The 15,896-nt window shown below is 28.0% G+C and carries 16 protein-coding genes and 2 tRNA genes; 9 read left to right on the top strand and 9 right to left on the bottom strand.

The features are described from left to right. Positions 1-11: 11 nt before the first annotated feature. Positions 12-1,250 carry an MFS transporter gene (locus tag FJM08_RS07910; protein ID WP_140031542.1) on the top strand — a complete coding sequence of 413 codons (1,239 nt, stop codon included), beginning with the start codon at positions 12-14 and terminating at the stop codon, positions 1,248-1,250. A gap of 391 nt (positions 1,251-1,641) precedes the next feature. Here the strand turns inward: FJM08_RS07910 and FJM08_RS01995 are convergent, their stop codons facing one another. Together FJM08_RS01995 and FJM08_RS01990 are read right to left on the bottom strand one after the other, a co-directional pair. Then, positions 1,642-2,448 (bottom strand): hypothetical protein, encoded by an 807-nt coding sequence (locus FJM08_RS01995; protein ID WP_140031541.1) that lies wholly within the window; start codon positions 2,446-2,448, stop codon positions 1,642-1,644. 101 nt (positions 2,449-2,549) lie between these two features. Beyond that, a tRNA-Leu gene (locus FJM08_RS01990) sits at positions 2,550-2,633 on the bottom strand. A 73-nt stretch (positions 2,634-2,706) separates the two neighbouring features. On the opposite strand from FJM08_RS01990, the gene FJM08_RS01985 reads away from it, so the two are divergent. Continuing rightward, positions 2,707-3,189, top strand: coding sequence for a dUTP diphosphatase (locus FJM08_RS01985; protein WP_140031540.1), 483 nt, complete (start codon positions 2,707-2,709; stop codon positions 3,187-3,189). A 62-nt stretch (positions 3,190-3,251) separates the two neighbouring features. Here the strand turns inward: FJM08_RS01985 and arcA are convergent, their stop codons facing one another. Next, complete coding sequence (arcA, locus tag FJM08_RS07905) at positions 3,252-4,484, bottom strand: arginine deiminase (protein ID WP_140031539.1); 1,233 nt, start codon at positions 4,482-4,484, stop codon at positions 3,252-3,254. Positions 4,485-4,751: 267 nt separating this feature from the next. On the opposite strand from arcA, the gene rpoE reads away from it, so the two are divergent. The 3 genes from rpoE (at position 4,752) to FJM08_RS01965 (ending at position 6,163) form a co-directional block, all read left to right on the top strand. After that, the gene (rpoE, locus tag FJM08_RS07900) at positions 4,752-5,009 is read left to right on the top strand and encodes a DNA-directed RNA polymerase subunit delta (RefSeq protein ID WP_140031538.1); all 258 of its coding nucleotides are present in this window, start codon (positions 4,752-4,754) and stop codon (positions 5,007-5,009) included. A gap of 49 nt (positions 5,010-5,058) precedes the next feature. Beyond that, a complete protein-coding gene (locus FJM08_RS07895; RefSeq protein ID WP_140031537.1) occupies positions 5,059-6,009 on the top strand; it encodes a thermonuclease family protein in 951 nt (316 codons plus the stop codon). Positions 6,010-6,069: 60 nt separating this feature from the next. Further along, positions 6,070-6,163, top strand: a tRNA-Ser gene (locus FJM08_RS01965). 39 nt (positions 6,164-6,202) lie between these two features. Here FJM08_RS01965 and FJM08_RS01960 read toward each other — a convergent pair. Beyond that, positions 6,203-6,754: a DJ-1/PfpI family protein gene (locus FJM08_RS01960; protein WP_140031536.1), complete on the bottom strand. Its 552-nt coding sequence runs from the start codon at positions 6,752-6,754 to the stop codon at positions 6,203-6,205. Between the two features lie 3 nt (positions 6,755-6,757). Continuing rightward, positions 6,758-8,383, bottom strand: coding sequence for an arginine--tRNA ligase (gene argS, locus FJM08_RS07890; RefSeq protein ID WP_140031535.1), 1,626 nt, complete (start codon positions 8,381-8,383; stop codon positions 6,758-6,760). A gap of 61 nt (positions 8,384-8,444) precedes the next feature. Between argS and cysS the strand changes: the two genes are divergently transcribed. Both cysS and rlmB read left to right on the top strand, forming a co-directional pair. Next, entirely contained in the window at positions 8,445-9,656 is a 1,212-nt protein-coding gene (gene cysS, locus FJM08_RS01950; protein ID WP_140031534.1) for a cysteine--tRNA ligase, read from the top strand. Between the two features lie 3 nt (positions 9,657-9,659). Beyond that, entirely contained in the window at positions 9,660-10,349 is a 690-nt protein-coding gene (gene rlmB, locus FJM08_RS01945) for a 23S rRNA (guanosine(2251)-2'-O)-methyltransferase RlmB (RefSeq protein ID WP_140031533.1), read from the top strand. A 48-nt stretch (positions 10,350-10,397) separates the two neighbouring features. Here rlmB and arcC read toward each other — a convergent pair whose 3' ends face one another. The 4 genes from arcC to FJM08_RS01925 all read right to left on the bottom strand — a co-directional run bounded on the left by arcC (position 10,398) and on the right by FJM08_RS01925 (position 13,559). Beyond that, the gene (gene arcC, locus FJM08_RS01940; protein WP_140031532.1) at positions 10,398-11,333 is read right to left on the bottom strand and encodes a carbamate kinase; all 936 of its coding nucleotides are present in this window, start codon (positions 11,331-11,333) and stop codon (positions 10,398-10,400) included. Between the two features lie 2 nt (positions 11,334-11,335). Further along, positions 11,336-12,382, bottom strand: coding sequence for an ornithine carbamoyltransferase (gene argF / locus FJM08_RS07885; protein WP_140031531.1), 1,047 nt, complete (start codon positions 12,380-12,382; stop codon positions 11,336-11,338). Positions 12,383-12,560: 178 nt separating this feature from the next. Continuing rightward, complete coding sequence (locus tag FJM08_RS07880; RefSeq protein ID WP_211331339.1) at positions 12,561-13,040, bottom strand: large conductance mechanosensitive channel protein MscL; 480 nt, start codon at positions 13,038-13,040, stop codon at positions 12,561-12,563. A 93-nt stretch (positions 13,041-13,133) separates the two neighbouring features. Further along, positions 13,134-13,559 (bottom strand): hypothetical protein, encoded by a 426-nt coding sequence (locus FJM08_RS01925; RefSeq protein ID WP_140031530.1) that lies wholly within the window; start codon positions 13,557-13,559, stop codon positions 13,134-13,136. Between the two features lie 108 nt (positions 13,560-13,667). Between FJM08_RS01925 and FJM08_RS07875 the strand changes: the two genes are divergently transcribed. Further along, complete coding sequence (locus FJM08_RS07875) at positions 13,668-15,500, top strand: ribonuclease J (protein WP_140031529.1); 1,833 nt, start codon at positions 13,668-13,670, stop codon at positions 15,498-15,500. A gap of 65 nt (positions 15,501-15,565) precedes the next feature. After that, positions 15,566-15,896: recombination protein O N-terminal domain-containing protein (locus FJM08_RS01915; RefSeq protein ID WP_211331338.1), on the top strand; the 331-nt coding region annotated here is incomplete at its 3' end.

Raw genomic sequence — 15,896 nt, 5'->3', positions numbered from 1 at the left:
AAGGAATATATATGCAAGCTAAAAATAAAACTAAATATTCAAGTTCTTTAATTTTATCAATGATAGGTTCAGAAGCATTTAAATTAGGAACAGCAGTATATATCTATAGATTTACTAATAGTTTTTGATTAGTTTCAATTTTATATTTACTTATTCAAATACCTACTTTCATTTCTTACTTATTAAACTATAAAATAACTAAAAAAGGAAATTTAAAACATATTCTTTTAGGAACTGATTTGGCAAGTTTTATAGTCCTTTCTACAATATTAGTTGGTTATTTTATAATTATTAAAACTAATAATTTATTTGGTTTTTCTATCTTTTTATTAGTAATAAATTCTCTTTTGAGTATTATTCATTCTTTTAGATTTATAGCTTTAAAAACTATCATTTATTATGTTTCTGATAATGAAAAAGATATAAAAACTTATAACATCTTAACAACTATTTCAACTTCCATAGCACTTTTATTAGCACCGATATTTTCTTTAATTTTGTTTAGTAAATTACCTTTTTGAACTCTTATATTATTAAATATGGTTACTTATTTTATTTCTGGATTTTTATATTTTTCATTTAAATTAAATGAAAATTCACTTGAATTAGTTAAAGAACAAAAAGAAGATAATCCTAACCAAAATATTAAACAAAATAATATTTTAAAATGAATTTATACTTTCTTTGCTAGTTTTATTATAGGCATATTTTTATTCCCAAAACAATCTGGAATGTCACAATTTTTTAAAATTATAGATTTTGATCCAAATAAATGATCTTTCTTTTTAACCATTATTTTTGCTATTTTTGGTTTAATAGGTAGTTTATTATCTTTAATTATAAGAAATAAAAATATTAAGTTAATTTGAGTTTTAATACCAATGAATTTAATCTTCTTAATAATTATTCCTATTTTATTTGTAAATATAGATAATAAATTTAAAAATATAGCATATTTAATCACTATTGGATTTCAACAAATGCTTTATTCATTCTTCATTACTATTTTTTATACTAACTCTTACTTTTTATTTAGTAAAGACAAATTTAAAAATAACACAATCTATACATTAATTTTTAGAATTATAAGTTCATCAATAATTATTATTTTATTAACTTTAATAACTAATAAATTTAACTATTTCATTAGTTTTGCGATATTTGCTTCACTAATAACTATTAGTAGCATAATAATTGTTATTAGTGAAAATTTAATAATGAAAAAACAAAAAAATAACAAGCAAAATTAAGCTTGTTATTTTTTAAATCCTATATTTCTAGGCAAATACAGTATGTTTTGTAAATCATTGTAACATTCTAACCGGCAAAAAGAAAATTCCATAAATACCAAATGTTACTAATGTTAAAAGTCATCATTTAATATAAGAGCCAAATTATTGTATTCCTGTTCCATTAAATTTTAATCTTTTTCCATTTATAACAGTATGCGAATAGGTCATCTATTAAAAAATACAATAACTCATGGTAAAGCTAAAAATAATGTAGCGGCAGATAAAATTACTAATAATACAAATAATAATCTCATTCCAAACATACCCATAATTGATCTGTTCATTGTAATTCTGATTTGTAAACTTGATTTTCCATAATTTTCCTTAATTTATTTAAATTTAATAAATATTATTTTTTTATTAATGAGGAATTTAAATATTTATAGTCATAATTATTGAAGGAAAGTAAATAAAAATTATTAAATGATTCGTAATTTTTTACTGATGAAAGAATATAAATTTCATATATAAATATTGAAAATCCAACACCGGTTGAAGCCACCATAATTATTATTAAAAATCTAATAATGGCACTAAGTTGTTCATCTTGATTTAAAAATTGAACGATGGCGAAAATAATAATAGCATTAATTGCTAATGGAAGCAAAATATTAAAAAATATTGATCGAAAAATTGCTTTACGTTTTTGTCTTCTATAATTTGGTTCAAGAAAACTATGTTTCGCAAAATCGGTATTAATTTCGTTTACTAAATTTCCATATTCAATCGAAGAAGTAGAATAGTTAAGCAATTTTGCCACAAACGCAATAAATTGAGTTTTTGTCATTGCTTCTTTTAAATCAAAAATTTTGGCAATTCTTTTTTCTTTAAAAATAAAGTGCTTTTGTTGTGTACGAAGCGAATTTAAATATGCGTAATATTCAAAATAGTCATGAATTCGACTACGCTTGAATAAATCAAGAAAAATAAATGATGCTAGAATTAAAATAGCTGCTGAAAGTAATCCAACAAAGCAGCTGATTACAACATCATTTGCTGTTTGCAATCTTGTTTCATATTTGTTTTGAAAAACAACGCTAATATAAACAGTAAGTAATCATGCTAGTGCAATAATAGTTGTAATTAACGCTCAATATCATATTGAATGAACTTCTAAGGTCTTTAATTTTTTAAGTTCTAATTTTCGATTATTCATATTAAATTTATTCCCCTTTAAATATTACTGTTAACTTTCTAATTATAAAATAAAATGCAACTTATGTTAATAAGTTACATCATAGTTGGTAAATAAATATATGGTGCTCCAGACTGGACTTGAACCAGCACGACCTTCATCGGTTGATTTTGAGTCAACTGCGTCTACCATTCCGCCACTAGAGCTAATGCATTAATTATTATATAAGTTTTTTAAAAATTCTTAGCAATTTGCTAACAAAGTTTTATAATAAAACTTATGAATTTAGATTTTATATTTCAAACGCAAATTAAACTTGACGAGGAAATACTTAAGTCAGTTGACAAAGATGAAAAAGATCTTGAATATAAGAAAATTATTGCTCTTCTAGTCGAATTGGGTGAATTTGCAAATGAAGTTAAGACTTTTAAATACTGAAAAAAGCATCGCGATATTAATTATGAAGCAATGTTGGAAGAATATGCTGATGGCATTCATTTTTTAACGAGCATAGCATATCATAATGATGTAAATAGCGACATTAAAATAATAGTTAAAGATAATGATTTTAATCGCCAGTTAGGTTTTGCATATATTGCATTTGCAAAATTGTTTAAAAAAAGAAATAAAAAAAATATTCAAAATGCTTTTGGAATATATTTGGGTCTTGGGCAGTTAGTGAATATTTCATATGATGATATACTATCTTCATATATGAAAAAAAACAAGAAAAACTATTTGCGCATTAAAAATAATTACTAAAATATTAAAACTTGCCACTTAATTGTGACAAGTTTTTTAACTATATAGATTTAATGATTAAATTATCATTTAACATCTTTACGTGATAGGGGCATTGACATGCAACGCGCATTTCCCATACCAAGTGATAATTGGTTACCTTTAAATGGCAATACTTTAATTCCAGCTTTTTCAAGAGCAGCATTTGTTTTTTCATTACGTGCGTATCCGATAACAACACCTGGTTTAATTGCTAGATAGTTTGTTCCATCAAAGTGTGTTTCTCTTTCAATATCAATTTGTGAAGCGCAATCTCCAGCAATAGGAATTAAAATAGGTTTCTTATTGATAATTGATTCTAATAATTTGTCTAGTGGTAAACCATTTACTTTTGGTTGAGGTTCTGCTCCGCCGTTTACTAAATCATAATCTCAAAATTTAAATACGTCATTTGCAATTGGTGAGTATAAGAATTTATCTTTGTCTAACATTGTTAGTCATGTGTCTAGGTGCATTAAATTTGTTCATTTTGGAACGTTAATTGCTACGATACGTTTGAATTCAACTTCTTTGTTTGCTTTAATGTTTTTAGCTAATAAAGTGATTGTTTCAAGGTCAGTTCTTTCTGAAACACCAACTACTAATGTATCATTGTTGTAAATAAATACGTCTCCACCTTCAATTGACATTTTCATAGCAGGGTCATAGTATCATGGAGTTTTAACTAGTTTAGGGTGATTTGAGAAAACGAATCTTGAGAATAAGGTTTCACGTTGTCTAACTTTGTAACGCATGTAGTGAATTGTTACACCATTTCCAACTGATGCAAATGGATCACGTGTAAAGTATAAGTTAGGCATTGGGTCAACAATTAAGTCGTGTTCTGCTTCAATTCCTAAATCATATTTTGTAATACCCGACATCATGATTTCAATTAATTTTCTTGAATCCTTGATGCCTTTTAAGAATTTTCTTACTAAATCCTTGTGTTCTTTTGATAGAACTGGTTCTGAGTCTTCTAAAAATTCTTCAATTAATTTATCTTTAACTTCTTGTGATACTAAATCATATGTTTCTGCAACTAGATCTGTTAATTCAACAACATTGATTTTGTTTTCTTTCAATGTTGCAACAAATTCTTTATGTTCCTTTCTTGCATCATGGCTTTCTAGAATAGCTGAGAATAATAATTCGTCTAAACGAGCAGGTGTAATATAGTCGATTTCACGTCCTGGTTCATGAACTAAAACTGATTCTAATTCACCAATTTCTGAGTAAACATGAATACCATTAAATTTACTGTCAAATACAGACATTTTGTTCCTTTCAAATATATATGTTATAAATTAGGTGTATAAACGTAACTAATTTTTTATTATGCTATAATTATTCATTGCGATTTTTGAATAACTATTAAAGTATGAATTAATTCATTTATACGCTTAAATTATACTATTTTTATGTTTTTTTAGAAATGAGAAAAAGATAGAAAAATGCGATTTTTATTTTTTCTTAAATTTTTCTTAGTTTACAATACAAAAATATTATCTAATATATAATAATGTAAAATAAGGAGTTTATTTATGGGATACAAAACATTAGTTGACGTTGCCAAAGAAATTTTAGACACAAAAGAAGCAATGAATTTTCAAGACATTTTTGCGAATGTTAAATCGCAATTATTTGACCGTTGAAGAGCTGAAACTTCCAATAATGTTTCAGATGATGAATTGTTAGAAAAAAAACGTGGCGAATTATATCGCTTATTAACCATTGATGGCAGATTTTTTCATAAAGAAAATGGAGAATGAACTTCAATTAGACCCGATAAACTAAGCTAATTTTCATAATTAGCTTTTTTATTTTTTAAAAAATGGAGAAAAATAAAAAATGAAACAATATACTAAATTATTATCATTATCTACATTAACATTGCCGGCCATTTTTATTCCAGTTGTTTCAACGTCGTGTAAAAATTCAGTTGAGGACTACAATGAAATTATTTTGACCTTAAGAGATAAAATTAAACAAATAAATTCACTTCTAGAAAACAATAAATTAAAAGTTGACAAATATAAAAATGAAACAGATGAATTAATAAAATTCTTAAAATTGGCAAATGCATATTTAAGTGAACTAAAAAATTCATATCTCGAAATAAAAAGATTAATTGAGCGAATTGATGACACACTAAAAAAAATAAAAGAAGAATTATCTAAAGAAAAAAATCCAAATGGCGATCAAAACTTAGTTGGTTTTTCTTCAGCTGAATTTAATTATGAAACAAGCGATTTCTTCTCTACAAACAAAGCAACAAAAATAGATGTTCAAAATGTTGCTGATGGTGATACTTTAAAAGTCAATAATAACGCTAGAATTAGATTTGCGGGAGTTGATACACCAGAAACGCATTGATATGATAAAAAAAGTAATAAATTCGATGACACTGATGGCGCACAATACAAATACGGAAAAATTGCCGAAAATTACACGCGTCATTATTTGGAAAACGCAAAGGCAATATTTTTAGTTCCACAAAAAACAAAATCAGACAAAAATTTTGGTGAGAAAAATTATTTTGATTTCCACGGTAGAATTGTTGGAATAATTTACTATAGACATTCTATTGATAACCAAATATACTGTTTAAATACACAGCTTTTATTTTTTGGTATTGGACGAATGCAATATATTTCATTGGACACCAAAAGTTATTTTTATACTGAAAATACAAAATTTTATTATGAATTAGAAAAAGCGACAAATCACGCACGATTAAATAGTTTAGGTATTTTTGATAGTAGCAAGGTTTCTTATTCAGAAATTTTTCCTAAGGGATAGAAAAATTGTTTTTTAAATATAAATTCGTTTTTGTATATAATTTTTTATGCTTATATATTAGGGTAAGTACTCAAGTGGTCGAAGAGGCGGTCCTGCTAAGACTGTAGGGGTGTATAAAGCACCCGCGGAGGTTCAAATCCTCTCTTACCCGCCATTTTTTTATTTCTTTTTTTATAAAATTAAAAAGCTACTTCTAAAAAGCAGCTTTTATTAGTTTTTCGTAATTGTTTACTTTTTTATTATCGAATAGTTTATAAAGAATAGAAATAGCAAAATCAAACGTGGCAGCAGGGCAGCGACCGGTTATAATTTTGTCGTGTACTGTAACATTGTTTTCATTTCTTAATTTGCCTTTTTGCATATTTTCACCCAAAGGATAAGAACTGTAATTAATTTGATCATCTATTATTTGATTTTCATATAGAACATTTGGTGCATCGCAAATTGCAAAAATATATTTATTATTGTCTTTAAATCGCCTGATTATATTTAATGAGACATTATCTTCTCTTAAAATTTTAGCTCCAGACCCACCAGGGATAAATATTGCATCATATTCGTTTAAATTAACGTTATGTTCTATTTGTAAATTTAAAACATTGCCTTGTCCCAAAACTTCAGTTAAATTTTTATTAGGATTAAAAATTGTAATTTTTTCAAAGTCACCAAAAGTATTGAAAATATAGTATGCCGTTCCTAATTCAATATCATTAAAGTTGTTATGAACTAAAATTAGTAATTTCATATTTTACATTCTTTCAGGAATGTCTAAATCCATCAAATTCATGCCATTGGCTAAAACTGTTTTAGCAGCTTTAATTAAAGCAATTAATGATTCTTCGTTTTGACTACCTAAAATTTTTGTATTTGAGTAAAACGAGTTAAAAGCTCCTGCCAATTTTAGTAAATATGGTGGTAGCAAATTAACTTTATATGTTTTTGCCATTGTTGCTATTAAATCCGGATATTCTTTTAATTCGTTAACTAGTTTTTGTGCAAATTCATCAGTAATTTCCGAAGCAATAGGATTTTTATTAAAAGCTGATTTCTCTAGTAATTGTGTTGCACGAGCATGGGCATATTTAATTATATACATAGGATTAGATTCATCAGCATTGTTAACTTTATTAATATCAAAATCAATCTTTGAGTTATATGATCTTTCAATTAAGAAAAATCTAATAGCATCTTTGCCCACTAAGTCAAGTAATTCTCTTAGCGTAAGCGAAGTTCCTAAACGCTTTGACATTTTAACTTCTTTGCCATCTTTCATTACTCTTATTAGTTGAAATAGCAAAATTTCTAGTTGGTCTCTTCTCCAACCCAAATCTTCAAATGAAAATTTAACACGTTCTACATATCCAGAATGATCCGCACCTCATACGTCAATGATTACACCTTTTTCTGGATCGTTTAATTGTACAAATTTTTGTTCATGATAGGCAATATCAGCACATAAATAGGTTGAGTCACCATTACTTTTAATAATAACTCTATCTTTATCATCTTTACCACCTGACGTAGTTTTTAGTCATGTGGCTCCATCTTTTTCATATGTAGTTTTTAATCTTTTGATTGTCGGTCAAACTAGATTTTTACGATATTGTTCTGATTCCGAAGTATATAAATCAAATCAAACTCCGAATCTTTTTAGATCTTTTTCAATATTTTTAAGTGCAAACTCACGACCAAATGCTCTAAATAGCATTCGCATTTCTTCTGTGTATTCTACGCCTTTGTATTTATCTTTATTTTGATTATAAAATTCTTGTGCAAATTCAATGATGTCTCCACCGCGATATGAATCTTCTGGCATTGGATAATCTTTATTAAATATTTGTTGGTATCTACTAAAAATAGATGCTGCTAAATTATTCATTTGATTACCATAGTCATTAACTAAATATTCTCGAACAACGCGGTGACCCGCTTTTTCTAAAATATTACACAATGTTGCACCAATTGCTGCATTTCTAGCATGGCCAATGTGTAGATAACCGGTTGGATTAGCTGAGACAAACTCAACATTAATGGCGCCTTTATTTCCGGTCATATCTCCATAATGTTCACCTAGTTTGTTTATTGTATTTATTGCATCTGCAAATACAGTATTTGAAACTCAAAAATTAATAAAACCTGGTTCGGCTACTTGAATTTCACTAATTTGAACATATTTTTTTAAATCAATATTTTTAACTATTTCTTGTGCAATATCAATTGCTTTTTTACCTAGCTCCTTTTGTAATGTTAAGGCAATATTTGTTGAATAATCGCCATAGTTTTTAGCTTCAGTTAAAATTATAGGTTTATTAATGTTCATTTTTTTTAAAGCTTCTTCAATTGAAGCAATGATTATATTTTTAGTAGTATTCATAATTATTATTTTATAATATATTAGGATTTTTTTATTATATTAAAATATAATTCTAAAAGATATGGAAACAATAAAATACTATTTATGTGGGCCAACAGTTTATAATTATCCACACATCGGAAATTTACGTCCAGCTATGACATTTGATATTTTAGTTAGGACAAAAAAATACCTTGGAAATAATGTAATTTTTCTAGAAAACATTACTGATATTGATGACAAAATAATCAAAAAGGCTGTCGAAGAAAATAAAAGCGAAAAAGAAATTGCAATGTTTTATGAAAAATACTTTCTAGAACAATATATTGCGTTTAATATGGAACTTCCTAGCAAATTAATTCGTGTAACTGATTCTTTAAATGATATGTATGAATATATACAAAATTTAATCAATGTTGGTGCAGCTTATGAAAGCCAAGGCAATATTTTTTTTGATGTAAACAAATATAAAAATGTATACGGAAAAATTAGTGGGCAAAAAATTGAAAATTTGTTGCATGATGACGAAAATATTTTTGGCAAAAAAAGTTCACTTGATTTTGCATTATGAAAATCAACATCAGAGGGCATTAAATTTGATAGTCCTTTTGGCAAGGGCAGGCCGGGATGACATACTGAATGTAGTTGCTTTATAAACAAATATTTTGAAGGTAAACAAATTGATATTCATGGCGGCGGAATTGATTTAGTTTTTCCTCATCACGAAAATGAAAATATTCAACATTTTGCATTACACAATGAAAATATTGCAAAAGGATGACTTCACTTTGGAACACTAAACTATAAAAATCAAAAAATGTCAAAATCGTTGGGAAATATAATTTATCCTCATACATTTTTAGAGAAATATGATGCCGATACATATAGACTATTAATTTTGAGCACAAATTACAGTAAACCTATTAATGTGAGTGATGAATTATTTGAATCGCTACAATCGCAAATAAATAAATTTAGCTTAATACATAATAAATTTCAATTAGAAAATTATGAAAATAATATAAATAAAAATATTGTTAATGAAATTGTTAATTTGTTTGCCAATTTAGATTTTTCAAATGCCTTAAGTCACTTAATTAAACTAACTAAAACTAGCAAAGATTATGCAACATTTTTATATATTGCTAAAATTTTAGGTTTCAATTTTCCTAACATTAAAATTTCAAAAGATGATTTGAAAAAATATAATAATTGAAGAGAATATGTAAAAAATAAGGAATATGAAAAAGCTGACATTTTACGTAATGAATTAAAAGAAAAGGGAATCATCTAACATATGAAAACGTATATATTTGGTAAAAATTCCGTAATGGAGGCACTGAATAATAATTTTCCAATTACAAAACTTTATTTACAAAAAGGTTTAATAAATAAAAATATAAAATTTAAAAATATTCAATTTTTAGAAACTGGTGAAATGAATAAACTTGTAAAAGGAAATCACCAAGGTTATATTGCTGAAATAAGCAATTTTAATTACAATGATATAGGCAGTGTTTTTAAAGATAAACCTGAGACTATTTTAATGCTAGATCACATTCAAGATCCTCAAAATTTTGGTGCAATCATTCGTTCTGCTAATGTATTTGGTATCAAACATATTATTATTCCAAAAAACCGAGCATGTGATATTACACCAACGGTTTTAAAAACTTCTTCTGGCGGATTTCAAAATATTAAATTCATTAAAGTTGCTTCTTTATTTGAAGCAATAAAGCAACTCAAAAAAAATGGATTTTGAATTTACGCAAGTGCAATTAATGAAAATGCCTCATGTTTAAGTAAAATTAAATTCGCATCACCAACTTGTTTAATTGTTGGAAACGAAGGCACAGGAATTTCAAATACTTTAATAAAACACGCAGATGAGACTATTTACATTGAACAAAGTGAAAATTCCGTTCAATCACTTAATGTTTCTGTTGCTACAGGAATACTGTTGTATGAAATACTCAAAAATAAATAAAAAACCGGAACAATATGTTCCGGAATTTTTAATATATAAGGGGTTTAATTAGTTTAAAGTAACTTTTGTTCCTATTTTTTCAGCAAGAATTGCTTCAAGGTCTTTTAAATCACCGATAAATGCGGCTTTTCCGCCTTCTTCAACAAACTTAATTGCTGCTTGAACTTTTGGAAGCATACTTCCAGGTGCGAATTGCTTTTCCTCGATGTATTTTTCTAATTCGGCCTTAGTTGCATGTTTTAGATCTTTTTGATCTGGTTTACCGTAATTTACTTTTACATAATCAACAGCTGTTAAAACAATAAAGTAATCAGCATTTGCTAATGCTGCCATTTTTGCTAAAGCAAAATCTTTGTCGATAACACCATCAACTCCGTTAATAAATCCGTTTTCATCTTTAATGGTTGGAATACCACCACCACCACCAACTATAACTGTTGCACCAGATTCAATTGCATTTTTAATTTGATTAATTCCGATGAAATTAATTGGTTTTGGCGATGCAACAACTTTTCTATACCCACGTCCTGCGTCTTCTACGATAACACTATTTGGATTTGCAGCTTCCGCTTCTTCTCTTGAAGCAAAAAATGGACCAATTGGTTTTGTAGGATTTTTGAAGGCAGGGTCTTTTGGATCAACTAATGTTTGGGTTAGGATATATAGAACTTCTTTTTCTGTTAATCCCTCATTAGTAAATGAGTTAGTAATAGCATTAACCATGTGATAGCCAATGTATCCTTGGCTCATTGCGCCAGCTTCTGGCAATGGAACTAATGGTGATTTAGTGTTAACTGAGTGAGCACTAACAAATCCATTAAAAATCATCCCAACTTGAGGACCGTTTCCGTGTCCTACAATAACTTCGTGTCCTGCTTTCACTAATTCAGCAATTTTTTTAGCAGGAACTTTAACTAATTCTTTTTGTTCTTCAGGATTATTTCCTAAAGCGTTTCCACCTAAGGCAATAACAATTCTACTCATAATTAGTATCCTAAGGTAGCTAGAATAACAGCTTTAATTGAGTGCATACGGTTTCCAGCTTGTTGAATTGATTTGTTGTATTTTGATAAAAATACTTCATCTGTAACTTCCATAGCACCTGTTGAAACAACTGGGTATTTGGCTCCAAATTTTTCTTTAATTTCAGCTGAGAATAAGGTTTGATCGTCGTGGAATGCTGGTAAGCAGTGTAGGAAAATAACATCTTCTTTAGCTGCTTTAATCATAGCCATATCAACTTGGAATGCACCTAATTCTTGAATACGTGGTTCAAATAGTGAGAAGTCTTCTCCTAATGATACTCAAACGTCTGTATAAATTACATCAGCGTTTTTAGCTGCTTCTAATTTATTATCTGAAAATGAAACTGATCCGCCGTTACGTTTGAATAATTCTTGAACTGCATTGTAAACTGCTTTGTGTTCAGGACCATTTTTAACAATTTCTCATTGTGATTTAGGGCCACATAAAACAATGTCCATACCAACAAATGCCGCACCAATCATTAATGAACGAGCAACGTTGTTTTTAATATCTCCGGCAAAAACAATTTTTTTACCTTTTAAGTCTGTTCCTTTGAATTCCATAACTGTCATGTAGTCAGCTAACATTTGTGTTGGGTGTTCAGCGTCGGTTAAACCGTTTCATACTGGAACACCTGAGTATTTAACTAAAGCGTCAACATCACTTTGTTTAAATCCACGGAATTCAATACCGTCATAAATTTCACCTAAAACTTTGGCGGTATCTTCAACTGATTCCTTTTTACCAAAGTTTGAACCTGATGGTCCGATGTATGTACAGCTTGCACCTAAGTCAGCAGCAGCAACTTCAAATGAACAACGAGTTCTAGTTGAGTCTTTTTGGAACATAATAACAATATTTTTTCCTGTTAAAGGGCGGTTGTTAACATGTAGTCCTTGTTGTTTAGATTTTTTTAAATCTAATGATAAATTTAATAAGTAAGTAATTTCTTCTGTTGTGAAGTTTAGAGCTGAATCTAAACTACGACCTTTTAAATTTAATGGCATTTAAGCTCTCCTTTTAATTTTTAATTTAATGTGTTTTATTTATTTATTTTTTTTCTTGCTTGATATATTTAAACACGTAAAAATTATACAATAATTTAATTTCTATAAACTTATATTTATTTAAAATAAAATAAGTCAAAATAAAAATAGCAAACCGCTTAAAATTTGCTATTTTTTGCTATTTTTTAGAATCCAATTTGGAAATTTGTTCATTTAATCTTTTTAGTTCTTTTAGCATCAATTCTTCGTTTGTTGGTTGAGGTTCTAGTTCGGGTTCAATTGGCATTTTTTTTGCTTTTGAGTAATCAATTGCGTTTTTAACTAAAAATACAATTAATAAACCAAGGAAAATGAATGTTGAAACAATTATGAAGTTTAATAATGCTGATAAAAATTTACCGATGTAAATTCCACCAACAAGATTAGCTCCATCGTATTTAGGTCATATTACTCACGCATCAACTTTTAATGAGAATGAACGGGTTATTGCTGCCATAATAACATCATTTGCTAATGAAGTTACTAGCGCGCCAAATGCAGCTCCTAATAAAAGACCAATCGCCAACATGAACATGTTGCCACGTAAAACTACTTTTTTAGCATCTAAAAACGACTTTTTACAAATTTTTGACTTTTCGTTTAATTCTTTTTGTGTCATATTAAAATTATATATTTTTGTTATTACTCGTGATTAAAAAAATGTAAAAGAAAATTTACTTTTTAATTTTTCATAAATGAAACTCTTTTATACTTAATTAATTTTTTTTCGAGCCAAAATTATCAAGAAAAAACCGACGCTGGGTAATAATGGTACAATAAAGAAAATTGTTGAAATTAATAAAATTAATTTTCCGGCAAACTGGCCTTTTCAAGAACTAAAAGCTAAAACAATTATTGCTAAAATATGTGCTATTCCAAAAATACCAATCGCAATACATAGCATAATTAAACTTGGCAAGCCCTCAACAGTTAATTTATTTAAAACTACCTCGATAGATCTAATTACCTTATCTAGATCTGAAAATTCAATAATTTGTTTTATTTCTGGTTTAATTGCGGATATAATGCCTGAAATAAGCCAAAACGAAATTCCAATTAAAATTATGCCACCTATTCTCAATATTAACCCTAGAATTGATAGGATACGTTCTATCCCAAATTTTTGTGTTTGTTGCATGCTAAAATTATATAAAAATTGCCGGTGCATAAAAAATATTTGTTAAAATAGTAACAATTAAAACCACAATTATCTGTTTAATAATAATTAAAAAACATTGGAGGAATGATGAAACCAACAAAAATTTTTGGTCTAGGTGGAATGCAAGAGATTGGTAAAAGTACATTAATAATAGAATATGATCAGCACATTTTTATAATTGATACTGGTATAAAATTTTGTGATTCATTTGTAACTGGCGTTAATGGATCAATACCTGATTTTACATATTTAGCCGAAAATCAAGACCGAATCGCTGGACTATTTATTACGCATGGCCACGAAGATCACATTGGTGGCGTGCCTTATCTTGTACAACAAGTTGATATTAAAAGAATATATGCGCCTAGAATTGCTATTCAATATTTAAAATTAAAATTTGATGATATGAAAATAAAACGTCAAATTGAATTTTTTGAAGTTGAAAAGGATTCAGTTTGAGATTTTGGCGATTGCCAAGTTGATTATTGAACGGCACAACACTCAATTCCCGACGCCTTTGGTGTTAGAGTTAAAACTCCAAATGGTGCATTAATGATGACTGGAGATTTTAGATTTGACTATACACCAATTGGGAATTTAACTGATTTTAATAAGTTAAAAATTATTGGTGATGAAGGCCTTGATGTTTTGTTTTCAGATTCAACAAATGCAATGCGACCAAATCACTCACCATCTGAGAGCGATATTTTAAAAGATATTAAAAAATACATGCTAGAAGCTGAAAGAAAAATTATAGTTACAGCGTTTGCATCAAATTTAACAAGAATTAAGGCAATTATTGAATTAGGTGTTGAACTCAAGAAAAAAGTTATTGCCTTTGGACGTTCAATGGTTGATAATATTGATATTGGCCGTAGATTAGGTTATATAAACGCACCTGACGAAGTATTTATTGACAAAAAAAGCATGTCAAAATACAATGATAGTGAATTATTGATTTTAACAACGGGTTCGCAAGGTGAAGAACTTGCTGGGCTTGCTAAAATGTCATTTGGAAAACATCCTAATGTCACAATTAAGCAAAAAGACACAGTAATTTTTTCATCAAGTCCTATCCCGGGAAATAGATCAAAAATTGAATTATTAGTTAATAGACTTTATAAACTTGGAGCTATAATTCGTGAAAATGGTGTTGACGGCTATTTACATACTTCTGGCCATGCCTATAAAGATGAACATATTAAAATATTTAATTTAACTAGACCTAAATATTTTATGCCATATCATGGTGAATATCGTATGAGCGTGGTACATGGATATACCGCATCGGAATGTGGCGTTGCACCTGAAAATGTTGTTGTTGCTAACTTAGGCGATGTATATTATTTAGAAAATCACAAAATGCGCCTAGCTGATGAAAAAGTTTACTTCGGTCCTGTCTTTATTGATGGGAATATTCTTTCTAAAACTAACGCACAAATAATGAAGGAAAGAATGGAATTAGGACAGAATGGCTTTCTAAATGTTATTGTGGCCTTAAATAAGGAAAAAAACTTAATATTAGGAAAGCCTAGGGTCGTATCAAGAGGAGCCTTTTTCGTTAAAAATTCTCTACATTTAATTGAGGAAGTTAAGCGAATTGTTCACGGCGCCGTCTTATATACGATTAAAAATTCAAATGATTGAACCGTTCCACAATTGAAACAATTAATTATTGACAGACTAGCACCGTTTTTCTACAAACAAAAAAGAAGAAACGTTGTTATTATTCCGACTTTTTTATTCGCAGATAGAATTCAAGCTGTAGATGAAGAAAAAATAAAATCTGCAGAAAATAAGAAAGTAAAAACAAGGGAAAAATCGGCCGCTTTGTCGAAAAGCAAAAAAGCAACTCTTGCACGAAATAAAAGAAAAAGTGTAATTATCAATAAGAAAAATGATTTGTTAGATAATGATTAAAATATTAATTTGCCATTAATTAAAAATTGGTGAATTTTTTATTTGTCTACATTAAAATTTATATTATGGAATATGAACTAGAAGGCATTATTATAAAAAAACAAAATATTAATGATTTTGATCAAATTGTTACGGTTGTTTCAAATCGGGGAAAGTTTTCTTTTTTTGCGCCTAGTGTGAAAAAGGAAAATTCTAAAAATGGCTTAAATTTGAATACTTTGTCATTAGTTAACTTTGAAATAATTGAAAGCCAAAAGAGAGCAAATTTATTGCCTAGATTAAAAAGAGCAAATACAATTATTTCATTTCCAATAAATGTAATGCTAAAACAAGAATATATTGACCTAGAATTTTTCCTAAACAAAATCAATTCTATAAAATGACAAAATTTTATTG

The organism is Metamycoplasma equirhinis (assembly GCF_006385185.1).
Classification (GTDB): domain Bacteria; phylum Bacillota_I; class Bacilli_A; order Mycoplasmatales; family Metamycoplasmataceae; genus Metamycoplasma; species Metamycoplasma equirhinis.
The sequence above is the reverse complement of the archived record's forward strand: the minus strand, read 5'-3'. Positions and strand labels throughout refer to the sequence as shown.